The organism is Phycicoccus sp. Soil748 (assembly GCF_001428025.1).
Lineage (GTDB): Bacteria > Actinomycetota > Actinomycetes > Actinomycetales > Dermatophilaceae > Pedococcus.
The window spans coordinates 259,753-285,852 of record NZ_LMSC01000001.1; the positions used below are offsets into that span (position 1 = coordinate 259,753).

Below are 26,100 nucleotides of genomic sequence, written 5' to 3' on the forward strand. Positions count from 1 at the left end.
CGCGAAGGGCGCCCACCGGCAGCCGGCGGGCGCCCTTCCCGGCACCTCCCTGTTCACCTCAGGCGTGGATCTCCCGACGCCCCTGGGCGGTGCCGGTGATCGCGATCTTGCGCGGCTTCGCCTTCTCCGCCACCGGGACCTGCAGGCTCAGCACCCCGCCCTCGTACTGCGCCGAGATGTGCTCGGTGTCGAGGTTGTCCCCCAGCACCAGCTGCCGGCTGAAGACCCCCCGGGGCCGCTCCGCTGCGATGGCCTCCGCGTCGCTGGCACGCGAGGGACGCTCCGCCCTCACCGTGACGACGTTGCGCTCGACGTCCAGGTCGATCGAGTCCGGGTCGACGCCCGGCAGGTCGAACTCGACGTGGAACACGTCGCCGTCGCGCCACGCATCCATCGGCATCACCGAAGGGCGGGCCATCGTCCCCTGGGTGCCGAACACCTGCTGGGTGAGCCGGTCCAGCTCTCGGAACGGGTCGGTCTGCATCAGCATCGTCTCCACCTCCGTCATTTCTGGTCCTGATGCTTTCCACTGCCACGGATCGGGCCGCGATCTGTGGCATCTGGTATAGATTTCTTCTAGCACTTGGCAGAGCTGGACGCAAGTACCAGCCGACGAGCTCGATCGCATGCGGCGCATCCGTGACCTGCTCCAGGCCGGGCTGAACCTTGCCGGCATCGGCATGGTTCGGGACCTCGGGGCCCAGAACCGGGAGCTGCGTGCGGCACAGAGGGCCCGCCGCCCACGGGTGCGCTGACCAGCCGGCCGAACGGGCCGTCCCGGGGCGCAACGAAGTCGGGCCCTTGGTCCCGCGTACCGGCCCCGCGCTGCCGCGAGGCTCTGGGCGGAGGTCGTGGAAGGCCTCCCTATTCGAGCGATTTTGGGCTAGAAAGGGGCCGAAGGTGAGAGCAGCGCGGCACTCCGGCAGGGAGGACGAGCGATGAGGGAGCACGCCGCCGCCACTTCGGCGGGCACGCCCACGCGTGCGCTGGTCCTCGCCACGACCGGCTTCGCCATCAACTTCTGGGCGTGGGCCCTCCTCAGCCCGCTCGGGCCGCGGTTCAAGGACCTGCTCGCGCTGTCCTCGGGGCAGCAGGCCCTCGTGGTGGCCGTCCCGGTCATCGTCGGCTCGGTCGGTCGCATCCCCGTCGGCGCCCTGACCGACCGGTTCGGCGGCCGGGTGATGTTCCCCATCGTGTCTCTGGCGACCGTCGTGCCGGTGCTCTTCATCGGCCTGCTGGGCCAGGACTCTCTCGCGGGGCTGCTCGTCGGCGGCTTCTTCCTCGGCATCGGCGGCACCGCGTTCGCCATCGGGGTGCCGCTCGTCAACGCGTGGTTCCCGCCCGAGCGGCGCGGGTTCGCGATCGGCGTCTTCGGCGCCGGCATGGGCGGCACCGCGGTCAGCGCCCTGACCACCGTGCGCCTGGTCACCGGGGTGGGCGACAAGGCACCCTTCCTCATCACCGCGCTCGCGCTCGTGGCGTATGCAGCGCTGGCCTGGCTCTTCCTTCGCGACGCACCGGGGCGCGTGGTCCCGACCACCTCGGTGCTGAGCCGCCTCGGGGCTGCCGCGCGGCTGCCCATCGCGTGGCAGGCGTGCGTCCTCTACGCCATCGCTTTCGGCGGCTACGTCGCCTTCTCCGTCTACCTGCCGGCCTACCTCAAGACCGCCTACGGCCTCGAGCAGGCCGACGCCGCCAACCGGATGGCGGGCTTCGTGGTCCTGGCCGTGGTGATGCGCCCGGTGGGCGGCTGGCTCGCCGACCGGGTCGGCGCGGTCACCGTGCTGGCCTGGGTGTTCGCGGTTGTCGCCGCCGGTGCGGCGCTGCAGGCCACGACCCCCGACCTCATGCCGGTCGGCACCATCGCGTTCCTCGCGATGGCCGCCGCCCTCGGAGCCGGCAGCGGTGCGACGTTCGCGCTCGTGGCGAGGAGCGCGCCGCCCGCACAGGTCGGATCCGTCACCGGGCTCGTCGGGGCGGCCGGTGGCCTCGGCGGCTTCGTGCCTCCGCTGATCATGAGCAGCGTCTACGCCAGCCGCGGCTCCTACGGCCTCGGGCTGGTCCTGCTCGCGCTGGTGGCCCTCGGGTGCCTGGCCCTGTCGCTGACGATCGTCCGCTCGACAGCCAGGGCCCGCGAGGTCGGTGTCGCCCGTGTGTGAGTACTGCGGCTGCCAGGACATCGCTGCCATCGCCGAGCTCACCCGCGAGCACGACGCCGTCGTCGCCGAGATCGCCCACGTCCGGGTGGCCGTCCGTGAGGGTGACGTCGACGGGGCAGCGGTGGTGGCGCGGCGGATCAGCGCCATCCTGCGACCCCACACCGCGGTCGAGGAGCACGGCCTGTTCCCCCACCTGGCCCACGACTTCCCCGGCCACATCGCTGTCCTCCAGCGAGAGCACAGTGAGATCGAGACGGTCCTGGCCGAAGCCGCGTCCCCGACCTCCCCCGGCCCTGGCTGGCTTCCCCGGTTGCTGGAGGCCATGGAGCGCCTGCGCGACCACATCCTCAAGGAGCAGGACGGGCTCTTCCCCGCCTCACTGTCGGTCCTCGACGAGTCGGGGTGGGCCTCGGTGGAGGCCGCCCGCGCGCTGGCCGGCTCAGGCCTCTCCGCTGCCCGGACCGAGGCGTCCGACCGCCACGGCCACGCGCACGACCGGCCGCACGACCAGCCGCACGACCACCCGCACGACCACCCGCACGACCCTGTCCTGACCCGCCGAGCAGGAGGCGCCGTCCTTTGACCACCACGAGCAGGTCGACGTCCAGCGGGCCCGGGATCGACGGGCCCCTCACCGAGGCCCTCGTGGGCACGCGCCGCTTCTTCACCCGGGCGGAGGTGTCCGCCGACGGGCGCACGATGACGGCCAAGGGTGGCCGCGCCGGCGACGCCTTCTACCGCGACCGCTGGAGCCACGACAAGGTCGTGCGCTCCACCCACGGCGTCAACTGCACCGGCTCCTGCTCGTGGAAGGTCTACGTCAAGGACGGGATCATCACCTGGGAGTCCCAGCAGACCGACTACCCCACCACCGGTCCCGATCGACCGGAGTACGAGCCGCGCGGCTGTCCGCGCGGCGCTGCCTTCTCCTGGTACACCTACTCCCCCACCAGGATCCGCTACCCCTATGTGCGCGGGGTGCTCCTGGAGATGTACCGGGAGGCGAAGGCCCGGCTGGGCGACCCGGTGCTGGCGTGGGCCGACGTCGTCGGCGACCCCGAGAAGGCCAGTCGCTACAAGGCCGCCCGTGGCAAGGGCGGCCTCGTCCGTGCCACCTGGACCGAGGCGGCCGAGATGGTCGCCGCCGCCAACGTCCACACCATCAAGGCCTGGGGGCCTGACCGGATCGCCGGCTTCTCGCCGATCCCGGCGATGTCCATGGTCAGCCACGCCTCCGGCGCCCGCTTCACCTCCCTCATCGGCGGCTCGATGCTGTCCTTCTACGACTGGTACGCCGACCTGCCGGTGGCCTCGCCGCAGATCTGGGGAGACCAGACCGACGTCCCGGAGTCCGGTGACTGGTGGGACGCCGGCTACCTCGTGATGTGGGGCTCGAACGTCCCGGTGACCCGCACGCCCGACGCCCACTGGATGGCCGAGGCGCGGTACCGCGGCCAGAAGGTCGTCGTCGTCGCGCCGGACTATGCCGACAACGTCAAGTTCGCCGACGAGTGGCTGCCCGCCGCCCCCGGCACCGACGGGGCCCTCGCCATGGCCATGGGCCACGTGGTGCTCAAGGAGTTCTTCGTCGACCGGCAGGTCGACTACTTCGAGGACTACACCCGCCGCTTCACCGACCTGCCCTTCCTCGTCTGCCTGGAGGAGTACGGCGCGCCTGCGGCCGACGACGGGCGCGCCACCGACGGCGCGCGGCCGCTGCGGCCGGGCAAGTTCCTCACTGCCGCGGACCTCGGCGGCGAGCGGGCACGCACGGAGAACGCGGCCTTCCGCACCGTCCTCGTCGACTCTGTCACCGGCGAGCCGGTCGTGCCGAACGGCACCCTCGGCGACCGCTTCGGCGACGAGGGCGAGGGCCTCTGGAACCTCGACCTCGGCGACGTGGTGCCGGCCCTGAGCCTGCTGCAGAGCCGGGACGACACCGCAGTGGTCGACCTCCCACGCTTCGACCTGCCGCGGGGAGCCTCGGAGGTGGTCCGACGCGGCGTACCGGTGCGCCGGGTCGGCGGCCAGCTGGTCACCACCGTCTTCGACCTGCTGCTCGCGCAGTACGGCGTTGCGAGAGAAGGACTTCCGGGCACCTGGCCCTCGGGGTACGACGACGCCGACGGGCTCTACACGCCGGCCTGGCAGGAACCGGTCACGGGCGTGCCCGGCGCTGCCGTGGCGAGGATCGCCCGCGAGTTCGCGCAGAACGCCGCCGACACCGGCGGCCGGTCGATGATCATCGTGGGCGCCGGGACCAACCACTGGTTCCACTCCGACGAGACCTACCGGTGCATGCTGCTGCTGACCACGATCACCGGGTGCCAGGGGCGCAACGGCGGTGGCTGGGCGCACTACGTGGGGCAGGAGAAGGCGCGGCCGATCACCGGGTGGGCGCAGATGGCGTTCGGCCTGGACTGGGTGCGCCCGCCGCGGCAGATGATCCAGACGGCGTACTGGTACCTGCACACCGACCAGTTCCACTACGACCACTACACGGCCGACTCGCTGGCGGGTGCCACGGGTACGGGGATCTTCGAGGGGATGAGCACCCACGACCAGCTGGCGCTGTCGGCTCGTCTCGGGTGGATGCCGTCCTACCCCACGTTCGACCGCAACCCCCTCGACCTCGCCGACGAGGCGGAGGCCGCGGGGAAGCCCGTCGGTGACCACGTCGTCGAGCAGCTGAGGTCGGGCGCGCTCCGCTTCGCCTGCGAGGACCCGGACGCCCCGGAGAACTGGCCGCGGGTGCTGATGATGTGGCGTGCCAACCTGTTCGGCTCCTCGGCCAAGGGCAACGAGTACTTCCTGAAGCACCTGCTGGGCACCGACAGCTCGGTCTCGGCGGTGCCCGACGAGGACGGCCTGCCCAAGGGCAAGCTCGACCTGCTGTGCACCGTCGACTTCCGGATGACCAGCTCGACGATCTTCAGCGACGTCGTCCTGCCGGCCGCCACCTGGTACGAGAAGCACGACATCAACACCACCGACATGCACCCGTTCATCCACTCGTTCAACCCGGCCATCAGCCCGCCGTGGCAGACCCGCACGGACTGGGACGCCTTCCAGAGCATCGCGGAGGCGTTCGCACCGCTCGGGGCCAAGCACCTCGGCGTGCGCAAGGACGTCGTGTCCGTGCCCCTGTTGCACGACACCGCCGATGCCATGGCCACCCCCCACGGGCGGGTGCTCGACTGGGCCAAGGGCGAGTGCGAGCCGATCCCGGGGCGGACCATGCCCAAGCTCGTCGTGGTCGAGCGCGACTATGGCGCGGTCTTCGACCAGATGGGGGCCTTGGGCCCGCTCATGGAGAAGCTGGGCACGACGCAGAAGGGCGTGACCTACGACGTACGGCGCGAGGTGGAGCACCTGCTCCACAAGAACGGTCCCGTCCGCGGCGGCACGGCCGCAGGACGCCCGTCCCTCAAGGACGCCCGCCACGTCGCCGAGACGATCATGGCGCTGTCCGGCACCACGAACGGGCACCTCGCCACCCAGGGCTTCAAGACCCTCGAGCGGCGCACCGGGCAGCTGATGCACGACCTCGCTGCCGAGCACGAGGGCAAGATGATCAGCTTCGCCGACACCCAGGCGGCACCCGTACCCGTCATCACGAGCCCGGAGTGGTCGGGCTCGGAGTCGGGCGGGCGCCGCTACTCCCCCTTCACGATCAACGTCGAACGCCTCAAGCCCTGGCACACCCTCACGGGCCGCCAGCACTTCTACCTCGACCACGACTGGATGCAGGAGCTCGGCGAGGGGCTGCCCGTCTACAAGCCACCGCTCGACATGACGCAGATCTTCGGAGAGGCCGAGATCGGCACCCAGAACGAGCTCGGGGTGTCGGTGCGCTACCTCACCCCGCACAACAAGTGGTCCATCCACAGCGAGTACCAGGACAACCTGTTCATGCTCTCGCTGTCACGCGGCGGACAGGCGATCTGGATCTCCGACAAGGACGCGGCCAAGGTCGGCATCAGGGACAACGACTGGGTCGAGGCGGTCAACCGCAACGGCGTCGTCAACGCCCGGGCCATCGTCAGCCACCGCATGCCCGAGGGGACCGTCTACATGCACCACGCGCAGGACCGGCTCATCGACGTGCCGCTCACCGAGAAGACGGGGCGCCGCGGCGGCATCCACAACTCGCTCACCCGGATCCTCATGAAACCCAGCCACCTCATCGGCGGCTACGCCCAGCTGTCGTTCGCCTTCAACTACCTCGGGCCCACGGGCAACCAGCGTGACGAGGTCACCATGATCCGCCGCCGCAGCCAGGAGGTGCAGTACTGATGAGGGTGATGGCGCAGATGGCCATGGTCATGAACCTCGACAAGTGCATCGGGTGCCACACCTGCTCGGTGACGTGCAAGCAGGCGTGGACCAACCGCTCGGGCGTGGAGTACGTCTGGTTCAACAACGTGGAGACCCGCCCCGGCCTGGGCTACCCGCGCACCTACGAGGACCAGGAGACCTGGCAGGGAGGCTGGGTGCTGGGCCGCAACGGCCGGCTCGCGCTGCGGGCCGGCGGGCGGTGGAAGAAGCTCGCCAACATCTTCTCCAACCCCAAGCTCCCGTCGATCGAGGACTACTACGAGCCCTGGACCTACGACTACGAGACGCTGCTGAACGCCCCTGCGCAGCAACACTTCCCGGTCGCGCGCCCAATCTCGCTCATCACAGGCAAGCCGATGAACGTCAGCTGGTCGGCCAACTGGGACGACAACCTCGGCGGTAGCCACGACAACGCCCAGCGCGACGTGATGCTCAAGGGCATCACCGACAAGGTCGTCATGGAGTTCGAGAAGACCTTCATGTTCTACCTGCCGCGAATCTGCGAGCACTGCCTCAACCCGTCGTGCGCCGCCTCGTGCCCGAGCGGCGCGATCTACAAGCGCTCCGAGGACGGCATCGTCCTCGTCGACCAGGACAAGTGCCGCGGCTGGCGGATGTGCGTGTCCGGCTGCCCCTACAAGAAGGTCTACTTCAACCACCGCACCGGCAAGGCCGAGAAGTGCACGTTCTGCTACCCCCGCGTCGAGGTCGGGATCCCGACCGTCTGCTCGGAGACGTGCGTCGGCCGGCTGCGCTACCTCGGCCTGGTGCTGTACGACGCCGACCGTGTCCTCGAGGCAGCGTCCGTCGAGGACGAGCACGCCCTGTACGAGGCGCAGCGCTCCGTGCTGCTCGACCCCGACGACCCGGAGGTGCAGCGGGAGGCGACTCGCGCCGGCATACCCGAGGACTGGGTGAGGGCCGCCCAACGGTCACCGGTGCACGCGCTCATCAACCGGTTCAAGGTCGCCCTGCCCCTGCACCCGGAGTACCGCACCATGCCGATGGTCTGGTACATCCCGCCGCTGTCGCCGGTGGTCGACGTGGTCCGGGACACCGGCCACGACGCAGAGGACCGTGGCAACCTCTTCGCCGCCATCGAGACGCTGCGGATCCCGGTGGAGTACCTCGCAAACCTGTTCACCGCAGGCGACCCGGCCCCGGTCGAGGCGGTCCTGCGCAAGCTCGCCGCCATGCGCTCCTACATGCGCGACATCAACCTCGGCCGCGACCCCGACGACTCGATCCCCGAGGCGGTCGGCATGGACGGGGAGTCGATGTACGACATGTTCCGGTTGCTGGCGCTGGCCAAGTACGACGAGCGCTACGTCATCCCCACCGCCCACGCGGAGCAGGCCCACGCGCTCGAGGAGCTCGCCACCGAGTGCTCCCTCGACTACGAGGGCGGGCCCGGGATGATGGGCGAGTCCGGCCCGTTCGGTGAGGGGTCGGGCGAGCTGACACCCGTGGCCGTCGAGAACTTCCAGATGCTCAAGCAGCGCCAGACCGCCGACGACCTCAGCGGCGACGACGCCCCGGGGCGGGATCGGACGCGGGGCCGGGTCAACCTCCTCAACTGGGACGGCAAGGGCTCCCCGCGGGGCCTGTTCCCCAAGAAGCCGCCGGAGGACCAGCAGTGAGCCCGCGCCGCAACCGCCACCCGGGCCCGCGCCTGCGCGACCGCGACCTCGCAGCCACGTGGCAGGTCGTCTCGGTCCTGCTCGACTACCCCACCGAGCAGTGGCACGAGCGACTGCCGGTGCTGGGCGAGGCCGTCGCCTCGCTGCCGGCGCCGGTGCGCGACCCGATCCGGGCGTTCCTGCGCACCGCCTCGGCCACGCCCGTGGGTGAGCTGCAGCGCGACTACGTCGAGACCTTCGACGTCACCCGCCGCGGCTGCCTCTACCTGACGTACTTCGCGCACGGCGACACCCGCAAGCGCGGCCTGGCCCTGGTCCAGTTCAAGCAGGCCTACCACCGCGCGGGCGTCGAGCTCGAGGCCGACGAGCTGCCCGACCACCTGGCCGTGGTGCTGGAGTTCGGGGCGTCGTACGACAAGGACGTCGCCTGGCAGCTGCTCAACGACCACCGCGCGGGCATCGAGGTGCTGCGGATGGCGTTGGCGGACAAGGACTCCCCCTGGCACGACGTCGTCACGGCCCTGGTGGCCACCCTGCCCGAGCTACGCGGCGAGGACGCGGACAAGCTCGCCGCCCTCGTCGCGCAGGGGCCGCCGGCCGAGGAGGTCGGGCTCGACCTCGCGCCGTACGCGCTGGACCCCCGCCTCAACCCCCGACCGAGCGAGTCCGTCGAGCTCGGCCCGACCATCCCCGTGGGAGCACCCTGATGGACACGTTGGCCTGGGTGATCTTCCCCTACATCTGCCTGGCCGTCTTCGTCGTCGGCCACTACTGGCGCTGGACCTACGACAAGTTCGGCTGGACCACCCGGTCGAGCCAGCTCTACGAGAACCGCCTGCTGCGCTGGGGCAGTCCCTTGTTCCACTTCGGGCTGCTCGGTGTCGTCGGCGGCCACGTCGTAGGGCTCATCGTGCCGAAGAGCTGGACCGAGGCGGTCGGCGTCAGCGAGGGCGTCTACCACTTCCTGGCCGTGAGCCTGGGCGGCATCGCCGGCGTCGCGACCATCGCCGGGCTCGCGATCCTGGTGTACCGGCGCCGCACGGTCGGGCCGGTGTTCATGGCGACGACCCGCATGGACAAGCTGATGTACGTCTTCCTCGCCGCGGTGATCCTCCTCGGCATGTGGAACACCGTGGCCAGCAGCATCTTCGGCGACTACGACTACCGCGACGGCGTGTCCCTGTGGTTCCGCAGCATCTTCACCTTCCAGCCGCGCTCGGAGCTGATCTCCTCGGCACCGTTCGGGTTCCAGCTTCACGCGCTGGTCGCGTTCAGCCTCTTCGCCCTCTGGCCGTTCACCCGCCTCGTGCACGTGTTCAGCGCCCCGGTCGGCTACCTCACCAGGCCCTACATCGTCTACCGCAGCCGTGACGAGGCCTCCCGCGGCACCCGGGCGCCCGCGCGGGGCTGGGAGCGCTGAGCCGTACCCGGTTCTGAGCCGGCTCGGAGCCGGCTCGGAGCCGGGTCGGGTTCGGGTCGGGTTCGGGGCGAACCCCTGCTCCGGTCGGCCCGGGCCTGCCATCATGGCGACATGGCAGTCGGGTCGCGCGAGGAGCCGACCGCCGACGACCGCGCGGACGCGTCCCTCGACGGCCGCCTGACCGGGCTCGCGCGGGTGACCGCCGAGCTGATCCGTGCCTCGACCGCCGAAGCTGTCACCCGGATCGTCGTCGAGCACATCGCCGAGGCGGTCGGTGCCACCATCGCCTCGCTCAACCTCCTGGTCGGCCCCGACGTCGTGCGCCTCCTGGGGCTGCGCGGGGGTGACGAGGGCGACGCAGAGGCCTACGCCACCTACCCCATGTCCATGGCCAACCCGGCCACGCAGGTCATCCGGTCGGGGAGGCGCCTGATGCTCGTCGGTCGCGACGCCATCGTGGATGCCTTCCCGGACACCCCGCGCATCGACCGGGGCGACCGGTCGTTGCTCGTCCTGCCGCTCGGCACCGCGACGGGCACCATCGGGGCCGTCAGCCTGTCCTTTCCCGGGCGCCGCGACTTCCAGCCGGCAGAGCTGGACTTCCTCGACATCCTGGCCGACAGCTGCGCCCAGGCGCTGCTGCGGATCCGGGCCGAGGCGGACGCCGCCGCCCGGCAGGCCCAGCTGTCGTTCCTGGCCGAGGCGTCGGCCGAGCTCGCCAGCAGCCTCGACTACGAGGCGACCCTGACGCGGGTGGCGGAGCTCGCGGTGCCCACCTTCGCGGACTGGTGCGCGATCGACCTGGTCAAGGACGACCGGCTGAGGCGCCTGGCAGTGGCCCACGTCGACCCGGCGAAGGTCGAGTACGCCCACGAGCTCGCGGAGCGCTACCCCACCGACCCCGCCGCCACCAACGGTCCCTGGCAGGTCATGCGCACCGGCGCCAGCGAGCTCATCCCCGAGATCACCGACGAGCTGCTGGTCGCCGCCGCCCGTGACGAGGAGCACCTGCGCATCGCCCGCGAGCTCGGGCTGTACAGCGCGATCACCGTGCCGCTCGTCGCGCGCAGCCGCACCCTGGGCGTCATCACCTGGGTGCGGGCGGAGTCGAAGCAGGCCTACGTGCAGGACGACCTCGAGTTCGCCGAGGAGCTCGCCCGTCGTGCCGCGGTGTCCATCGACAACTCCGAGCTGCACAGCGAGACCCTGGCCGTGGCCGTCCGCCTGCAGCACGCCGTGCTGCCGGCCGGACTGCCCGCCGTCGCCGGGTGCGACGTCGCCGCGTGCTACACCGCGTCGGGACGCACGGAGGTCGGCGGTGACTTCTACGACGTGATCGCGCTCAGCGGTGGCCGCGTCGCCCTCTTCGTCGGGGACGTCATGGGCCGGGGTGTCCAAGCCGCAGCGTCGATGGCGCAGATGCGGGCGTCCGTGCGGGCCTACATCGCCAACGACCCGCTGCCCGACGTGGTGCTGGCCAAGCTCGACCACATGCTGGCGGAGTACGGCAACGAGCAGCTGGTCACGCTCGCCTACGTCCTGGTCGACCCGGCGCGCGACGAGCTACTCATCGCCAACGCGGGCCACCCGGCGCCGATCCTGCTGCGGGCCGACTCCTCGGTCGAGCAGCTGCCCAGCGCCGACGGTCCGCCGCTCGCGGTCCTCGAGGGCGGGCGGCGTCGGCACGTCGTGAGGTTCTGCTCCGGCGACACCGTCGTGCTGTTCACGGACGGGCTCATCGAGCGGCGTACCGAGGACATCGACGAGGGCAGGGAGAGGCTCACGGCGGCCCTGGCCTCGCTGACGGGCGACGACCTGGGGAGCGGCTTGCGACTGGCCGTGGCCACCATGGGCGCTGACGCGCACGAGGACGACGTGGCCGCGGTGGCCCTGCGCCGACACCCCGGGCGTCCGCTCTAGGCGCGCAGGACCTTCTCGAGCGGTCGGCCCTTGGCCAGCTCGTCGACCAGCTTGTCCAGGTAGCGGATCTTCTGCATGAGCGGGTCGTCGACCTCCTCCACCCGCACCCCGCAGACCGTGCCGGTGATCGCCGAGGCGCGCGGGTTGAGCTCGACCTGGTCGAAGAACGCCTCGAACGTCGTGCCCGACTCGAGGTGGCGGTGCAGCGCCGGCTCGTCGAGCCCGGTGAGCCAGGCGATGACCTCGTCGAGCTCCGACTGCGTGCGGCCCTTCTTCTCCACCTTGGCCAGGTAGAGGGGGTAGACCGAGGCGAGGCTCATGGCGAAGACCCTGTTCGCCCGGCGGTTCTCAGACTGCTGCGTCGCCATCGCTCGTCCCCCTCTGGTGCGTTCCCGCGCTGCCCGGCCAGTGCTTCGCGGACGTTGGCGATGCTACTCCGGGAGCCGGCGTCGGCGACCCGCCCAGAGGCGCTGACCCGCGACCGCGCCTGCCACTACGGTCCTCGTATGGGGAGACGTCGAAGCCGCCTGGCGGCCGTGGCCGCGGTGGGGCTCGTCGTCCTCGTGACGTGCACGGTGCTGGCCGTGCACGCGCACACCACGGCCTTCGGCTGGTTCGCGTACGCCCCGCTGTCGGAGCAGTCACGGCTCCCACGCGTGGTCAGCGACCGTGAGCTCGTCGCGTGGGCCGGCGCGGTGCTCGGGCTGGTGCTGCTGGCCGGGTGCCTCGGCTACGCCCTGGGGAGCCGGCCCGCCGACGGTCGCGCGAGGCGCGCGGACCGGTAGGCCGGCTCGCGCAGCCTGGCCACGGCTGCGTACTGCGTCGTGCCTGGCAGCGGGTTCGCGACGGGGTCGAAGCGGTTGGGGGCGTCATCGACGCCGTCCCATGCCACGGCCAGCGTGGCGAACCGGTGCCAGGTGCCCTGACCGTGCGACCACGACAGCACGTACCGCGCCGGCCACGGCTGGGTGAGGCGGTCGACGGGGTCGAGGCGCACGACCAAGGGGCGCCCTGCCGCACGAACGGGGAGCAGGGTCGTCTGCGCACCGTGGCGGCCCGGTCGCCGCGGGACGAGCAGGTGGCGGGTCCACCGACCGACGCCGGTGCTGGCGAAGAGCAGGTCACTGCGGGCGTCGTCGGCGTCGACGGGCAGCACGCGGAGGGCGAACCCCTCGATGTCGGTGTGCTCGGGGCCGGTGCCGACGGCGTAGGAGGCCCGCACCAGGCAGCGTCGCCCGCCTGGCCGGTCGAGCAGCGGGGAGCCGCTGGCGACGGGTGCGGGGTCGACCGTGAGGACCGCGCCGGCCACCACGCCGACGGGGTGCAGCGGCTTGCTGCGCCGAAGGAGTGCCGCCGCCCAGGACAGGAGCCCGAGGCCTCGCCCGGCGATGGCGACCGCGGCGGCGGCGGCGGGAAGGGTAGGTCGAGGACGTCCGGGGCGAACACGCATCCGCCACCGTAACCCCGGGCGAGCACGTCTGCAGGACTCCACCACGTGCCCTACCGATGCCGTAGCGCCGGTCGTCGTCGCGGCCGAGGCGCAGACGCCCGCGCATTGGCACAGTGCTCACAAAGCGGCTGAAAGGTGTGGGCGATGGCGCGGATCAGGGTAGTGGTGGCAGTGGCGCTGAGCTTCGCGACGAGCACCGCCGTCGGCGTGGGCGCCGGTTTGCCTGCGACAGCGGACGCGGCCACGACCTCGACGTCGGTGACGCAGACCGCCGCGGCCGCCGCGACGGGGGACCCCGTCGTCATGGCGGCCGGCGACATCGCCTGCGAGCCGGGGAGCAAGCGCACGACCAAGTGCCGTGACGACCTGACTGCCGGGCTGCTCGGACCGGCGGACTACGTGCTCACCGCGGGTGACAACCAGTACAACTGCGGGCGGCTCGCCTCCTACCAGGGTGGCTACGACAAGACGTGGGGCCAGTACCTGGACAAGACCTACCCCATCGTGGGCGAGGACGAGTACTCCGGCTCCGGGTGCTCCACCCCCGGCGCCGAGGGCTACTTCACCTACTTCTCCAGCCGCGCCCAGCAGGGTTCGTGCACCAAGGCGTGCCCTGGCTGGTACAGCTACGACATCGGGACCAGCTGGCACGTCGTGGCCCTCAACACCGCGTGCACCGAGGCGAGCATCGGTGGCTGCAAGTCCACGAGCCCGCAGCTGCAGTGGCTCAGGCAGGACCTGGCCGCCACCAGCAAGCCGTGCATCCTGGCCGTCATGCACCGTCCCTACTGGTCCAACGGGAACACCGTTGCCAAGTTCAAGCCGTTCATCGACGCCCTGTACGCGGGCGGGGCCGACGTCGTCCTGACGGGCAACTCCCACCTGTACGCGCGCTACGCCCAGCAGAACCCGAGCAGCCAGCTCGACACCGCTCGAGGGCTCCGCGCGTTCATCGTCGGCATGGGCGGCAAGAGCCACTCGACCTTCAAGTCACCCCGACTGCCCAACTTCGAGGCCGGCAGCGACCGGACGTTCGGGGTGCTGCAGCTGACCCTGCACCCTGCGAGCTACGACTGGGAGTACCTGCAGGCCTACCCCGCCTCCCCGGTCTTCACCGACACCGGCTCCACGGCCTGCCACTGACACCTCGCCTGGCCCGTCCGGGTGGTCCGACGGCGTCCGGCGTCGCGCGGCGACCGCGGCGCCCCCGGGGTGACTAGTCACCGTGTCGTCCACAGGTGGGCCTGTGCACAACGACCTCCGCGGTCGCAGCTTGTGGGTAACCACCGCCGTCGACGGCACGTCCCGAGCCGTCACGGGCGGCCCACGGCGCCACGGGCCATGAGCCGCCCTGACGAGATGTGACCAGAGGACTAGCCACTCCGAGCGGCCGCCCGGGCCAGGGGCCGGGCACCGCGTCAGCGCAGCTGGACCACCGCGGCAGAGGTGCCGCGCAGCAGCGCGAGCCGGTTGGTCTCGCGTTCAGCTCACCGAGGAGCGCGGGCGACAGCGACTCGAACAGGTCGACCGTGAAGGTCACGGTCCGACCGGTCCGGCGCGAACGCCACGTGCCCGCGACGGCACCGTCCACGAGGACGACGCCGGGCGAGCCGACGGCCTTCCAGACCTCTCGGTGGTGCCGTGGGTCCGCAAGCACGTCCCGGTCGCGCGTCTGCGTGTACGGGTCGGACGGCGGCAGGAGCCGGACCCCTCGCGGCGGCGCCGCCGACCGCATCGCCTCGACGTCGCGCGTGAGCATCCACGAGCCACCCCCGTACCGGGTGTGCGTCAGCTCGTCCTGCACCGGTGCCCACCACGGGCCGACGTCCCCGACACGCAACCCCAGCCACGCTGCGAAGTGCGCGGGGGTCGAGGGCCCGTGGCAGTGCAGGTAGTGGCGCAGCAGCTCCGCCCGTGCCGCCACCGGGTCCAACGGCGGGACGGGGTGACCGAGCCACTCGTCGAGGAGCACGAACGGCGCCTTGGCGCCGTCCCGCGGGCCGAAGCACACGACCTGCCGCAGCGCGAGGACACGGAGGCAGAAGTGGACGATTCCCTCACCGAGCGGCTGGCCCGCGGCATACGGTCCCTCCGACTCCCACACCCCCCGCTGCCGCGGCGCCAGGCTGCGGGCCACCCGCGTCGCGACCTCCACTCCGAGCTCGTCGACGGCGAGCCGGCGCCCGGACAGGACCACACTCACTTCGACGCTCGTGAGGTGCGCCGCCTCGGTGAGACCCATGCCGAGACGGTCCACCGAGGGCGCCGCTCCCGGAAGGAAGTGGCGCAAGGCCTGTTCGTCCGGCGGCAGGACGCCGGTCGTGAACACCGACGCCAGCTCGGTCGGCACGACGTAGGGGGCACCGCGCAGGGACCACGTCCGCAGCAGCGTCTTGTCGCGGGTGAGCGCGTCGTCGAGCGTTGCAGGCGTGAGGTCACGCACCCTTGCGCCCAGGGCGGTCAGCGCCGAACCCGGCGGGCTGTCCTGGACCCCGCACGCGCCCGCCACCTCGAGCAGGGCCTCCACGGGACGGCGCTCGGTGAGGCGGTGGGCCGCCATCCGGAAGGCGACGACCTCGGCCCGTGACGGGTGCATGGACACGGCGGCAGCCTGGCGACGGTCTACTGGCGGAGCTCTCGGCGCACGGGTTTCTTCCCCAGGCGTGACAAGGCCACGTCGAAGGACTCCTCCGCGGCCTGGCCGCGCGCCTGCTCGAGCCCGTGCAGGAGCCCGAACGTGAACGCGTTTTCACCATCGAGGTGCGCCTCGATCCCCCACTGCCGCAATGCTGCTCGCGCGACCACCGAGTCGTGGTGGTCGCCCAGGGCTGACTGCACCTGCTTCGCGTGCTTTGCCAGCTTCGCGGTCCCGGGGCCGAGCACCACCTGAGCACTCTCGGCTGCATACCGCAGGCGTTTGGCCTTCTTGCGCACCGTGTGCAGGGCCAGGTCACGGTCGGGTCCGTGCACCTCGCGGGCACGGCGCGCGGCCCTGCGCACGGCGCGCGCGTCCTTGGCCAGCAGGCGGGGCAGCACCTCACCAGCGCGTCGCCCGGCCGAACCCGACCACCGGGGCGAACGCACCGCGTCGTCGAGCAGGTCGAGCAGTCGGTAGTAGCGCTCGCTGGACATCGCCTCGCCGGCAGCCTCGACACCCGCGGCGCGCGCCTTCGCCAGGTCCCGGTCGATGCGCGAGGAGACGGGGCCGAGGACCAGCTCGGCAGGCTGGTCGGCGACGAGGCGGTCCATCCCCTGCCGCAGGACCTCGGCGTCCCGGGCGGCCGCCAGCGCCTGACCCACCCACCGGAGCTCCGCGCGCAGCAGGTCGGTCGAGCCGGGCACCATCAAGGGCCCGAAGGTGTCCAACGTCGACCTGAGGCGGCGGGCAGCGATCCGCAGCTGGTGGACCGAGCCGCGCTCTCCTTCGCGGACGCCACGGTCGTGGCGGTAGAGGTCTCTGACGTGGTGCTCGGCCTGTGTCAGGAACACGGTTGCAGCCTTGGCCTTGCGCCCACGACGCGGGCGGCGGGCCTGGCGCCGACCCCGTACGCCGTCGCCGTCGCAGTCCTTGTCGCCGTCGAGGTCGCCGGGCTCCCCGAGCACCCGGCGCACCTTGCTCGTGGACTGCGAGCGCGACGCGCCGCCCTCGAGCAGCGGGGCCTCCAGGCGCGCCAGCAGCCCGTCGGGTTGCCCGTCGCCGAGCTCGAGCTCCACCTCGCGCCAGTACAACCGTCGGTCGGGGTCGAGGGTGCTCTGCCCCTCGACCCGGTCGTCGCACACCGTCGCGAGCACGTGGCCCTCGTCGTCCAGGGCGGTCTGCTGCAGGCGGTGCGTCGTCAGCGTCGCGACCGCTAGCAGCGGACGGTCACGCACGATCGCCCGCACCGGCTCGAGCAGCTTCGCCGGCACCGTACGCACGGCCCGGCCCAACGGGAGGTGGACCTCGGTCCGCCGATCCCCCTCGCGGGGCAGCTTGAGGTGCCAGCCGTCATCCACGCCGCCCGTGCGCCTGCGCAGGCTGATCCCGTGCCGGTGGAGGTCGAGTCCGGCCGTGTCGTAGTAGACCGCCTGGAGGTCGAGCACCTCCTGCTGGCCCATCGACGCGACCTCGTCGACGACCGTCAGGACTGGGAGCGCCAGGTCCGGGCCGACGTCGTACTTGCGCTCGACCTCGTCCTGACGAGTGGCCTGCGTGCCCATGGTCCATCTTCGCGCGGATCGCCACCGCTAACGAGCGGGGAGCACGTCGCTCGGCTGTGCGGCAGGCGCGCCGAGCAGCCGGTCCCGCGGAACACGTTCGAGCCAGGTCCCGGCGAGCAGCGAGGTCACGATGGCCAGCAGGACCAGCACGGAGTAGAAGGACTGGTTGATGATGCCCGCGCCGAACGCCACCGAGGCCAGCACGATGCCGGGGCCACCGCGGGCGTTCATCGCCACGGCGAGGTTGACCGAGGCGAAGTGCGGCTGCCCGCCGACGCGCGCCCCGGCATAGACGCTGACGGCCTTCACCAGGCAGGCCAGCACCAGGTAGCCGACGAAGAACAACGGGTTGAAGCCGTGCAGGAGGTCGAGCTGCAGACCCACGATCGCGAAGTAGATGGGGACGAAGAAAGCGAAGGCGAAGTCCTTGATGGCCACGGTGGCGCCCTCGTGGATCGGGTTGGGCTCGGCGGTCGCAGACCCGACGACGATCCCGGCGACGAAGGCACCGAAGAACGGCTGGATACCCAGGTAGACGCAGGCCAGGCACGAGGCGAGCACGAACATCAGCTGGAACGCGGCGGGGCTGTGGCGGTGGATCACGTTGACCGGGGTGTTCGCCGCCCTCTGGTAGAGCGGCCGGCCCAGCAGCAGCCCGAGTCCGAGCACGAGAACGGTGGCCCCGGCGTGGTAGCCGAAGTCGGCCGCCGACCCCGGCTCGAACCCCAACAGCGTCGGCAGCCCGAACACCGAGGTGGAGCTCTGGGCGGCCGCGCCGAGGGCGACGGCGAGGACGACGTAGAGGAGCACGTCCTCGATCACCGCGGTGCCGATGACGATGCGGGAGAACGGGGTGCCGAGGATGCCCAGGTCGAACATGATGCGGGAGATGACCGGGATGCTGGTCACCGCCATGGCCACGGCGAACACGAGCAGGAACGAGGTGTGGTTGCCGGCCGGGCCGTAGAGGTCGCGCTCGGCGATGAGGGGCAGCACCGCCATACCGGCCAGGAAGGGCAGCACGGTCCCGAAGGCGAGCACCATCGAGACGGTCCGTGCCTCCCGGCGGCTGATCACCGAACGCACCTCGATGCCGCTGCAGTACATGAGCAGCAGCAGGCCGAGCTGGTAGCTCCAGCCCAGCACGGTCGACGTGGTCGTGCCGGACGGGAACAGCCACTTCTCCGCGGAGGGTGCGAGCGCGCCGAGCACCGTCGGGCCGAGCAGCAGGCCGCCGCAGATCTCACCGATCACTCGCGGCTGCCGGAACCGCGCGAACAGGCCACCGATGCCGTGCGCCGTCACGAGGATGACGAGCAGCGCGACCAGGACGTGCGCCAGATCGGAGGCGGGCATGGGTTCCCCCTAGGGCATTCGGAGTGCTCCTTGGATTGAACCCGGCGGGTGCCGCACCCGGGCCGTCCCAGCGTCGTAGCCCGTCGTAGACGCCGGCTGAACCACGGCTCATCCCTTTGGTGGAAGTCCCGGGGTCGCGCATCGAGGCCCCGGTCCGTCGGAGCGGCTGCGACGGGCGATCGTCCCGAACGCGATCCGCGCGCTCGTGCCCGTGTGCGTCAAGTGGCCGCAGGCGGGATCGGTGAAGCCGATCGACGAACCAGGAGGCAAGGTCCTCGGGCTCTTCGTCCCGGCTCATTCCCGGCATGGAGAGCAGAGCGTGGCGTGCCGCGTCTACTGATGGAATGCTGGTCCGCGCCCGAANCAGGACCAAGTCCCCCAGCTGGCAGTCCGAGCGAACCCAGTTCTGCGAGGGGGAGTACGACCGACGCGAGCTCGGTCATCGGACTCGATCCGCCAGCCGATCGCAACTCGTCCAGGTCCACGTTGGTCACACCGTGTCGCCACTCCGAGTCGACCAGCGTGGCTGGCTCCAGGACTAGGGGATATCGATCCGTATGTTCCTTGCGTAGCCGCTGAACTGGTCGCCGCCAACTGTGTTCTTGGCGCCGAGAAGCATCGGCCCCGGATTCGGGATGGTCCCCGTCGTCACGGCGACTCGTTTGACGAGAACCCCGTCCACGCGGAGTTCGACCGCCGACCCGGTGTTGGTGCAGGTGATGGTGGTCCACTGGCCTTGCCGGGTGTTGAGGTCAGGGCCGCCGGCCGCGGTCGCTTTGCCGCTGACCCCTTTGAAGAAGCAGGCGGCCCGTGCCGTCGTGCGGTTGTTCTTGGCAACGACCTCGATCTTCCAGTTGCCCGCTGGCGTCCCACGGACCACGTCGTAGTCACCGACCGACGAGGACGGGACGCCAACTCCCTTGACCTCGACAGAGAAGCTGATGGGGAACTTCCCCATCGGGATGGTTCCCGAGTTGTCGACCTGGACGTAGCCTGCAGCGCCGTTGCCACTGAGGTTGAAGCCATACCCGTCGCCGGTCACCACGTCCCCGTGCACGCTGCCCGACAGGGGCCCGTCACAGATGGCACCGATGGTCAGGGGGCAGACGTAGGTCGTCGCGGCCGATGCCGCGGCTGCTCCGGTGCCCGCGATGGTCGCGATGGCGGCCACCACCACAGCGACGCCCCGCCCCGTCATGCCGACCTTGTTGCGCCTCAGTCCTCGATACGTCCTCATCGAGACGACCTTCCCTTTGTCCTCACTGCACGTTGTGACCTGCCGACTCCAGGTCCGGTGCGCGCGGCGTCCTCGCGAGACCAGGCCCATGGGCTGCGCCCACAGCGTCCTTACAGAGTGCACCCAGCCGTCGCCGTTCACTTCCGCCCAATGGGTGAGTCGAGGTGTCCAGCAGCTGCGGCCCCGGGAGCCGTCCGGCCTCTTCCGCCCTGACCTTGGTGCGGCTCCATGACGCCCTCAACCAGAGCCCCGGTCGCACGCCGAGCTCAGCATCTGCTCACCGGCGCACGCGGCCGCTGCCTGCTCGAGCCGCGATCCGCCCGCAGGACGTCGACGCCCCAGACCGTCCGTGCGTTGCCGGCCAGCACCACAACGGACGACCGGGCACTACGTCGACGACATCGTGGCCTTCGCGCACCTCGTCGGATGACTCCCTGTTCCGAGCTGGTTGCCGGCGCTGGTCCCCGACACCACCATGGTCCCGTGGGGGTAACGGTGGAGGCTGCGCAGATCAGGGCTCGGACGACGGCGCTGCGGCGGACGGGTCCGGCCTCCGTCCAGGTCCGCGTGGCGCTCAAGGACCCCAACGTGACCGACGTCCAGTCGGTCACCGCCGCGCTGGCCACAGCCGTGGACGCTCGCTGGGGTGGCGAGCCCGCTGTCCACCCGGCGACGGGCGGCCTGTGGGTCATCGTGCCGGGCGAGTCGAGGTGGAAGGACGTCGTCGAAACCATCAGAGCCACGCTGGACACCGCCGGCGTCACCGCGACCCTGTGCGCTCCACCGTTGCTCGACGTCGACTCCTTCCTGCCCGGGAGGCCAGTCGCCCCAACGGTTTTCGCAGGACTCACCATGGCGACCCCATTGGCGGACCTGCCGGTGAACCCGTCCGGCGTCCCAGAGTTCCGGTGGGGAGTCGCACCCGCAGCGACGGCTGAGGTGCTCACGAGTACGTTGCGGTGGTTGGACCAGGTGGGTGGGGACATGGAGGTGCGGGGCGCCGGCCCCACGATCCCCCTCGACGCCGCCGGCGGCATGGCCGTGCTGCACGCCAACCTGCGCCACGCCGACCAGTGGCTGGTCGCCCACGCCCTCTCGCAGCCGCCGGATCTCTACCGGGCCGCCAACATCGGGCACTGGGGACAGGCGACGTTCACCAGCGTGACCCCGGACGAGGCAGGGGCCCGGACCGCGGAGTCGTTGGCAGCCATGGTCACGGCACTCAGCGCCTTCCTCGACAGCGCTGCGGTCTGGCTCGCCAACCCGCTCTTCCCATCGTGGAGCAGCCTGCCGCACGGCCCGCAGTGGATCCTGCGCCGTGACCTCTGGTCCACCCACGTGCTGGACGTCGCAGGGATCCAGGTCCTCGGCTCCGGCCAGCTCGATCGGGCTGCTGACCTCGGCGCCTGGACGGTGCAGGAGGTGGCCCCGGACCGGTGGCTGGTGCAGGCGCACGACCTGGAGGCCTGGTACCAGCCTCCGGACGAGAGCGCCTGGGGGCAGGGGCGCTTCCCCGACCCTGGCCTGGTCGAGCAGGCTCGACGCGACTTCGGTGAGCTGGTGATCAGGCCGGAAGCCCTGCACGGCTGACCAGCCCGTCAGCCCTCCTCGACGGCCTCCCGGGCCTGGGCGAACAGCCGGTTCTGCTGTGCCTGGTAGTCCGCAGCGCCGCCCATGCCGGCCCGGTGCTTCGCCAGGTCGAGCGACCGGAAGAACAGGGTGGTCAGGGTCCCGATCCCCTCGGTCTGCGTGTCGTAGGTGGTGCTCGTGTCCGTGACGGAGACGGTGTACTGGCTCAGGGCCGCGTCCGCGCCGCTCTTGGTGTCCAGGGGGTCGACCGCTGAACCGGTCTTCGGCGGCCCGTTGCGTTCCATGTCGTTGCGGGTGAGCAGGAAGCGGCCGTCCTCCGTCAGGGCGGAGTTGAGCGGGTTCTGCCCGACCTGCACGCTCGTGCCCGCCGGCGTCACACGCCGTCCGTTGGGCAGGGTGGCGTTGAAGGAGCCGGGACCGTCGGGGCCCGGTGGGTGCGTGGTCGGCGGGCCGAACTGCGCCAGGGTGGCGCCGTGCCATGGCGCACTCTCGTGGCCGGCGGCGGAGGGGAGGGTGGCAGACGGTCCTGCCGCGGCCAAGGCGCAGATGGCGGTCAGGGCCACCGGACCCCCGCACGCGCGATACGTGTCATGTCGTCCTCCCAGGTAGCGAAAGCGGCCTATGACCTCTCGTCACGGTCGCTTGCTCCCGGAGGACTCGGTCAGAGCCGAAGGTCCCGCGAAGGAATGCGGATGTGCACGGGAGCTCTCGAGCCGGCGAGCCTGAGGGAGGTGCAGGCGACACACGGTCACCTCAGGCCGGGACCGGTCGAAGATGCCGAGTCACCTGGCACAGCTCACTCCGGAGGTCGTCCCTTCGAAAGTTCCTCTCATGCAGGTGAGCGGAACCTGGCCGCTACGTCCGAAGGAGGTCGTGGGTCTCTGTCTCGGCGACTCAGGGCGTTGCCGAGAGGTGGCTCTTCCCGCCTACGGGGTCGTGCGATCACCAGTGCGCGTTCTCGCTCGTTACCAGAGGGGCGCCGTGCTGGGCTCGCGTCCAGTTGGGCCCTCCCTGTCGTCCTGCCAAACGCGGGACGTGGTGTGCAGCCACAGGCTTGCACGCTAAGGACCTCCCTGCCGGCCGTCGTGGTCGCCGCCTTCTCCGCCAGAGGCCCGTTCCTTCAACGGGTCCAGTCCCAGGCGTTGGGGTGTCGTTGGATTTCCTGCTGCAGGCGCAAGTCGTCGTGCAGCACGCGAGGGATCGGTAGTCGTCGCGCTGTGAGCTCATCGGCGTACACTTCCATCGCTCTCAGAAGCGCTCTTCGAGCGGAAAGGAGGTCCCGTTCGCTCACCGGTGGGGCGCGCTTGGTTCGGACCTCTGTAGCCGCCGCTCGGACGTCGTGAGCGAGCTCGGTCAGAGACCGTGGTGGCCGGGACGCGGGAACGGCTGGGTCGATCTCCATCGCGGTACCTCGAGTCTGTTCCCGGGCCGCGCCGCTGGACGACGCTGTGGCATCGACACTACGCCGGGTCGCCGTGCCGCGTGACGCATCCGTCAAACCGGTTTGAGGAACGACCGCGCCGTGCGGAAGGGCTCGTCGCGATGCTGTTGGCGCTCACCGAGCCGGCCGGCGGTTCATCTGCGAAACCTACTCGGCGCGGGAATGGCCCTGACGGCGCACTCGGAAACCACCTATCCGTGCCCGGGGCGACTAGCCTTCATGGGTGACGTACACCGTCGCAAGCAGACCCGTCCCCGAAGGGGAGACGTGGACGCAGGCCGCGCTCACGGAGCTTGCTGACGTGCCAGCCGTTCATCGCGCTGGGCTCGCACTGGCCGAAGGTGGTGGACGGCGGCTTCTGTTCACCGCCAGCGATCGCGATCTCGAGCGGGACGCGCAGTGGTGTGAGATCGACGCGAACGAGGACGTGCCCCTGGTACACGCCGTTCGCACTGGCGAGGCGGTCCTGGGCTCGTTGGAGAACCTCGCCGCCCGTTATGAGGCGTTTATCAACCGCCAGCTCCCTAGGACCAAGGCTCTCGCCTTTGTGCCAGTTGTCGCGGCCGGTCACGTCCTGGGCGCGTACGTACTGTTCTTCGAGACTCCGCAGCGCTTCGACCAGCCGCAGGTGACCGAGCTGGCGGCCCTAGGGGCACGACTGGGACTACAACTTCGCCACATCCAGCGTGCCACCATGCACGTCAGCAGGTCCCTGGCGGCGGAGCCCGTGCCAGCCGGCGCCAGGGCAGCCGACCTGGCGGTTGCTGCAGACCTCCGAGAGGTCGGCATTGCCCGGCACTTCGCGCTCATCACCCTCGCAGCATGGGGTGTCGACGACGTCATGGCTGGTGACGCGATCTTGTGCTTGAGCGAGCTGGTCACCAATGCGCTGCTCCACACGGAGGCAGGGTGCGACCTCCGCCTGGTCCTTGACCAGGGCGTGCTCACCACGTCTGTCCGCGACGGTGGCTCGACTGTCGTCGTCGACCCCGGCAGCGTCGCGGGCGACCCGCTCGCCGTGCATGGTCGCGGACTGCAGGTCGTGGACGCGTCGTCGACCCGATGGGGCTCCGAGCTGGACGCAGGGGGGATGACCGTGTGGTTCGTACTCGAGCCGGAGAACCCGCACGCTGCCTGATCCGCTGTCCCGCCGTCTACTTTCGAAGCCAGGACGCCGCGGATGCCATCCACCCCTCGGCCCAGCACGCCTACGCTGACCGCCACACCCTCCTCAGGCATACCCCTGGAAGAGAAGGGAGCGGCGGTCACGTCGCATACGTCTCTGCACGCGGGCGACGCCCCACGCCGAGGGTCCCACCATTTCGTCCCCGGCGATAGGGCGTTGAGCCGAAGTCTCATCGTGGGGTTGCCTGCTCTCGCAACGGGTAGGACCTTGACGGCACACCGTCTGGGTCCAGCAGCGCGGCCCGGCGGTGCTGTCGCATCGCCGAGGATGCCGCAGCAGCCCCTCGCCGTCTCCTGACGGACTGGGTGTGAGACCAGCTCGCGGGTCCTGAGCGGCGCGCGGCCTCGCCCGGGTCGCGACCAAGACGCCGTGAGGCGCGGGCGTCCACGCGAGGTGCGTCGGGCGCAAGGGGTAGGAACGCGGCCCAGGCGAGGGGCTATGGAGGTCAGGGCCGTCCGGGCTGCCTGGGGATTTGCCAGTTGATCGAGCCAATGGTCGAACGGTGCAGGTGCTAGGTCTTGCGAGGCGCTCCGCGGGCCTGGCGGTCACGGTCGGGCGGTGAGCGTTGCCGGTGCCGAGCACCGACACCGGGGCGTGCCGGGCGGTATCGGACGGCCGCACCGACGGGTAGGACTGGTGGCCGGCGGGGATACCTTCGCACCGCCCCGAGGGTCGCCCTGCGCCCCACTGGCGGAGGACAGGTGGTCCACGCCTCGGCCACGATCGCGTCGAACTCGCTTCGCAGCAGCGCCTCGTCGGCGTAGACCAGGTCGAAGAACTCCTGGTCGACGCCGCTCAAGGCGCCATTCGGCTCGTTGGAAATCGCGTGCATCACCCTCACCGCCGGAGTCAGGCGTTGGTGGCCTGCTGGCCCTCGTGCCTGCTGCTGATGTCGATCCTGTGCTCCACGTCCAGGTCGATTTCCTTCTGACTGACACCGGGTAGGTCGAGCTCTACGTGGAACGTGCCGCCCTCGAGCCACGCGTGCATGGGCATCACCGAAGGTCGGGCCCAGGTGCCGACGGGACCGAATGCCTGGTGGGTCATACGGTCCAACTCACGGAAAGGGTCGATGCGCACCAGCATCGTCGTCACCTCCGTCGTGTTCTCCCGGTGGCGTCAGCAGCACCGAACCCACTTGGTTTCTGTGGTAGCCGCTATAGATTTCTTTTATCACCACAGGCATACTGGCGCAAGGGCTCGAATGAGGATCTTTGACGAAGGGCAACTCCATGGCAGGACTACCACCTGACGATCAGGGCGTGTACGGCATCTCGGTGGCTGCCGACCTGGTCGGTATGGGCGTACAGAACCTGCGCCTGTACGAGGCCCGGGGCCTGCTCGAGCCCGAGCGCACGAACGGGGGGACACGCCGCTACAGCGCCAACGACCTCGACCGCCTACGGCGGATCGGCGACCTGCTCGAGGCTGGTCTGAACTTGGCCGGGATCAGCATGGTCCTCGACCTCGAGGGAGAAAACGCGAGCCTGCGCGAGGAAAAGGAGGTTCCGCCATGGCCCCCTACGACCACGATCAACCGATCCCGGAAGCCGACTGGCTCGAGCAGGAACAGCCCGCCAGCTCCACAGTAGCCACCGACCGGGAATGGCCGCCCAGCTCACCCGCGCGGGCCGCCGACGACGGGGACATGCTCGAGCAGAGCCAAGAGGTGGTCAGCGACCCCGACGAGGACTACGCCCCAGAGCCGTCATGAGCCCACTACAGGTGCGTCCGACAGCCGTCCCCATCGGCTTCTTCTCGAAGGCACGTGATCGTCACCGAGCGCCATACGCACGATGGTTGAGGCCTCCGGTTCGAAGGGTTGCGCGAGAGGCGCCGGCGGGCGGCCGTGCAGGGTGGCTACACATCCGGCGCCCCTCGCTTGCATCCGCCTCAGCTCCAGGACCGCGACCTCCACCACCGTGCGACCATCAGCAATGACCGCCAACACCGCCTTGTACCGCTGCTCCGCCACGCTCGTCTCCCTCATGAGGGAGTGTCAAGGATCAGCCGAAGCGACTGTCAAGCATCAGGCGAAGTCATACAGGTCAGAGAGCCGACGAGGGGACTTGAACCCCTAACCCCCTGTTTGTCTGCCCGGGGGTCAAGTCCCCGGGCGTGGTGTACGAGTCTCGTGATTCGTCGTTGTCTGGTTAGGCGCTG

At 70.6% G+C, this 26,100-nt stretch carries 21 protein-coding genes; 12 read left to right on the plus strand and 9 right to left on the minus strand.

The window, feature by feature from the left end; translation table 11 throughout:
* Positions 1-58: 58 nt before the first annotated feature.
* Positions 59-490 carry an Hsp20/alpha crystallin family protein gene (locus ASG70_RS01275; protein ID WP_056882079.1) on the minus strand — a complete coding sequence of 144 codons (432 nt, stop codon included), beginning with the start codon at positions 488-490 and terminating at the stop codon, positions 59-61.
* Positions 491-938: 448 nt separating this feature from the next.
* Here ASG70_RS01275 and ASG70_RS01280 point away from each other — a divergent pair, with 448 nt between their 5' ends.
* The 7 genes from ASG70_RS01280 to ASG70_RS01310 all read left to right on the plus strand — a co-directional run bounded on the left by ASG70_RS01280 (position 939) and on the right by ASG70_RS01310 (position 11,477).
* Positions 939-2,159: an MFS transporter gene (locus ASG70_RS01280; protein WP_056882038.1), complete on the plus strand. Its 1,221-nt coding sequence runs from the start codon at positions 939-941 to the stop codon at positions 2,157-2,159.
* Positions 2,152-2,742 (plus strand): hemerythrin domain-containing protein, encoded by a 591-nt coding sequence (locus ASG70_RS01285; RefSeq protein ID WP_082589933.1) that lies wholly within the window; start codon positions 2,152-2,154, stop codon positions 2,740-2,742. Before ASG70_RS01280 ends, ASG70_RS01285 begins: the two co-directional genes overlap by 8 nt.
* Entirely contained in the window at positions 2,739-6,455 is a 3,717-nt protein-coding gene (locus tag ASG70_RS01290) for a nitrate reductase subunit alpha (RefSeq protein ID WP_056882039.1), read from the plus strand. Before ASG70_RS01285 ends, ASG70_RS01290 begins: the two co-directional genes overlap by 4 nt.
* Entirely contained in the window at positions 6,455-8,137 is a 1,683-nt protein-coding gene (gene narH, locus ASG70_RS01295; RefSeq protein ID WP_056882040.1) for a nitrate reductase subunit beta, read from the plus strand. The genes ASG70_RS01290 and narH overlap by 1 nt, the downstream gene beginning before the upstream one ends.
* A complete protein-coding gene (gene narJ, locus ASG70_RS01300) occupies positions 8,134-8,844 on the plus strand; it encodes a nitrate reductase molybdenum cofactor assembly chaperone (protein WP_082589900.1) in 711 nt (236 codons plus the stop codon). Before narH ends, narJ begins: the two co-directional genes overlap by 4 nt.
* Entirely contained in the window at positions 8,844-9,557 is a 714-nt protein-coding gene (narI, locus tag ASG70_RS01305; protein WP_056882041.1) for a respiratory nitrate reductase subunit gamma, read from the plus strand. The genes narJ and narI overlap by 1 nt, the downstream gene beginning before the upstream one ends.
* A gap of 111 nt (positions 9,558-9,668) precedes the next feature.
* On the plus strand, positions 9,669-11,477 hold the full coding sequence (locus ASG70_RS01310) for a SpoIIE family protein phosphatase (RefSeq protein ID WP_056882042.1): 1,809 nt from the start codon (positions 9,669-9,671) through the stop codon (positions 11,475-11,477).
* Here the strand turns inward: ASG70_RS01310 and ASG70_RS01315 are convergent.
* Positions 11,474-11,797 carry a DUF2200 domain-containing protein gene (locus ASG70_RS01315; RefSeq protein ID WP_235531286.1) on the minus strand — a complete coding sequence of 108 codons (324 nt, stop codon included), beginning with the start codon at positions 11,795-11,797 and terminating at the stop codon, positions 11,474-11,476. The two genes, ASG70_RS01310 and ASG70_RS01315, sit on opposite strands and share 4 nt — an antisense overlap.
* Positions 11,798-11,983: 186 nt before the next feature.
* Here ASG70_RS01315 and ASG70_RS01320 point away from each other — a divergent pair, with 186 nt between their 5' ends.
* Positions 11,984-12,262, plus strand: a complete 279-nt coding sequence (locus ASG70_RS01320) for a hypothetical protein (RefSeq protein ID WP_156399758.1) — start codon at positions 11,984-11,986, stop codon at positions 12,260-12,262.
* Here ASG70_RS01320 and ASG70_RS01325 read toward each other — a convergent pair.
* Positions 12,208-12,927 (minus strand): hypothetical protein, encoded by a 720-nt coding sequence (locus ASG70_RS01325; RefSeq protein WP_056882045.1) that lies wholly within the window; start codon positions 12,925-12,927, stop codon positions 12,208-12,210. The two genes, ASG70_RS01320 and ASG70_RS01325, sit on opposite strands and share 55 nt — an antisense overlap.
* A 144-nt stretch (positions 12,928-13,071) precedes the next feature.
* On the opposite strand from ASG70_RS01325, the gene ASG70_RS01330 reads away from it, so the two are divergent.
* Complete coding sequence (locus ASG70_RS01330; RefSeq protein WP_156399759.1) at positions 13,072-14,070, plus strand: metallophosphoesterase; 999 nt, start codon at positions 13,072-13,074, stop codon at positions 14,068-14,070.
* A gap of 73 nt (positions 14,071-14,143) precedes the next feature.
* Here the strand turns inward: ASG70_RS01330 and ASG70_RS01335 are convergent, their stop codons facing one another.
* From ASG70_RS01335 to ASG70_RS01355, 4 genes are all read right to left on the minus strand, one after another.
* Positions 14,144-15,523: a winged helix DNA-binding domain-containing protein gene (locus tag ASG70_RS01335; RefSeq protein WP_082589936.1), complete on the minus strand. Its 1,380-nt coding sequence runs from the start codon at positions 15,521-15,523 to the stop codon at positions 14,144-14,146.
* 26 nt (positions 15,524-15,549) lie between these two features.
* Positions 15,550-17,127, minus strand: coding sequence for a CYTH and CHAD domain-containing protein (locus ASG70_RS01340; protein WP_056882047.1), 1,578 nt, complete (start codon positions 17,125-17,127; stop codon positions 15,550-15,552).
* Between the two features lie 27 nt (positions 17,128-17,154).
* A complete protein-coding gene (locus tag ASG70_RS01345; RefSeq protein ID WP_056882048.1) occupies positions 17,155-18,483 on the minus strand; it encodes a cation:proton antiporter in 1,329 nt (442 codons plus the stop codon).
* A gap of 538 nt (positions 18,484-19,021) precedes the next feature.
* A complete protein-coding gene (locus tag ASG70_RS01355) occupies positions 19,022-19,681 on the minus strand; it encodes a LamG-like jellyroll fold domain-containing protein (RefSeq protein WP_056882050.1) in 660 nt (219 codons plus the stop codon).
* Between the two features lie 522 nt (positions 19,682-20,203).
* On the opposite strand from ASG70_RS01355, the gene ASG70_RS01360 reads away from it, so the two are divergent.
* On the plus strand, positions 20,204-21,310 hold the full coding sequence (locus ASG70_RS01360; protein WP_156399760.1) for a hypothetical protein: 1,107 nt from the start codon (positions 20,204-20,206) through the stop codon (positions 21,308-21,310).
* 8 nt (positions 21,311-21,318) lie between these two features.
* Here the strand turns inward: ASG70_RS01360 and ASG70_RS01365 are convergent, their stop codons facing one another.
* Positions 21,319-21,873, minus strand: coding sequence for a hypothetical protein (locus ASG70_RS01365; protein ID WP_056882052.1), 555 nt, complete (start codon positions 21,871-21,873; stop codon positions 21,319-21,321).
* 1,101 nt (positions 21,874-22,974) lie between these two features.
* Here ASG70_RS01365 and ASG70_RS01370 point away from each other — a divergent pair.
* The gene (locus ASG70_RS01370) at positions 22,975-23,889 is read left to right on the plus strand and encodes a GAF domain-containing protein (RefSeq protein ID WP_056882053.1); all 915 of its coding nucleotides are present in this window, start codon (positions 22,975-22,977) and stop codon (positions 23,887-23,889) included.
* 897 nt (positions 23,890-24,786) lie between these two features.
* On the opposite strand, the gene ASG70_RS01375 is transcribed toward ASG70_RS01370, so the two are convergent.
* Positions 24,787-25,023: an Hsp20/alpha crystallin family protein gene (locus tag ASG70_RS01375; protein ID WP_304437965.1), complete on the minus strand. Its 237-nt coding sequence runs from the start codon at positions 25,021-25,023 to the stop codon at positions 24,787-24,789.
* 176 nt (positions 25,024-25,199) lie between these two features.
* On the opposite strand from ASG70_RS01375, the gene ASG70_RS18730 reads away from it, so the two are divergent.
* Complete coding sequence (locus ASG70_RS18730) at positions 25,200-25,529, plus strand: MerR family transcriptional regulator (RefSeq protein ID WP_235531287.1); 330 nt, start codon at positions 25,200-25,202, stop codon at positions 25,527-25,529.
* Positions 25,530-26,100: the final 571 nt, after the last annotated feature.

Excerpts from the sequence above, each read along its gene's own strand:
- narH (WP_056882040.1), top strand. The coding sequence starts at position 6,455 with ATGAGGGTGATGGCGCAGATGGCCATGGTCATGAACCTCGACAAGTGC.
- ASG70_RS01340 (WP_056882047.1), bottom strand. The coding sequence starts at position 17,127 with ATGGGCACGCAGGCCACTCGTCAGGACGAGGTCGAGCGCAAGTACGAC.
- ASG70_RS01315 (WP_235531286.1), bottom strand. The coding sequence starts at position 11,797 with ATGAGCCTCGCCTCGGTCTACCCCCTCTACCTGGCCAAGGTGGAGAAG.
- ASG70_RS01310 (WP_056882042.1), top strand. The coding sequence starts at position 9,669 with ATGGCAGTCGGGTCGCGCGAGGAGCCGACCGCCGACGACCGCGCGGAC.
- ASG70_RS01320 (WP_156399758.1), top strand. The coding sequence starts at position 11,984 with ATGGGGAGACGTCGAAGCCGCCTGGCGGCCGTGGCCGCGGTGGGGCTC.
- ASG70_RS01345 (WP_056882048.1), bottom strand. The coding sequence starts at position 18,483 with ATGCCCGCCTCCGATCTGGCGCACGTCCTGGTCGCGCTGCTCGTCATC.
- ASG70_RS01355 (WP_056882050.1), bottom strand. The coding sequence starts at position 19,681 with ATGACGGGGCGGGGCGTCGCTGTGGTGGTGGCCGCCATCGCGACCATC.
- ASG70_RS01375 (WP_304437965.1), bottom strand. The coding sequence starts at position 25,023 with ATGCTGGTGCGCATCGACCCTTTCCGTGAGTTGGACCGTATGACCCAC.
- ASG70_RS01280 (WP_056882038.1), top strand. The coding sequence starts at position 939 with ATGAGGGAGCACGCCGCCGCCACTTCGGCGGGCACGCCCACGCGTGCG.
- ASG70_RS01330 (WP_156399759.1), top strand. The coding sequence starts at position 13,072 with ATGGCGCGGATCAGGGTAGTGGTGGCAGTGGCGCTGAGCTTCGCGACG.
- ASG70_RS01275 (WP_056882079.1), bottom strand. The coding sequence starts at position 490 with ATGCTGATGCAGACCGACCCGTTCCGAGAGCTGGACCGGCTCACCCAG.
- ASG70_RS01325 (WP_056882045.1), bottom strand. The coding sequence starts at position 12,927 with ATGCGTGTTCGCCCCGGACGTCCTCGACCTACCCTTCCCGCCGCCGCC.
- narI (WP_056882041.1), top strand. The coding sequence starts at position 8,844 with ATGGACACGTTGGCCTGGGTGATCTTCCCCTACATCTGCCTGGCCGTC.
- ASG70_RS01335 (WP_082589936.1), bottom strand. The coding sequence starts at position 15,523 with ATGCACCCGTCACGGGCCGAGGTCGTCGCCTTCCGGATGGCGGCCCAC.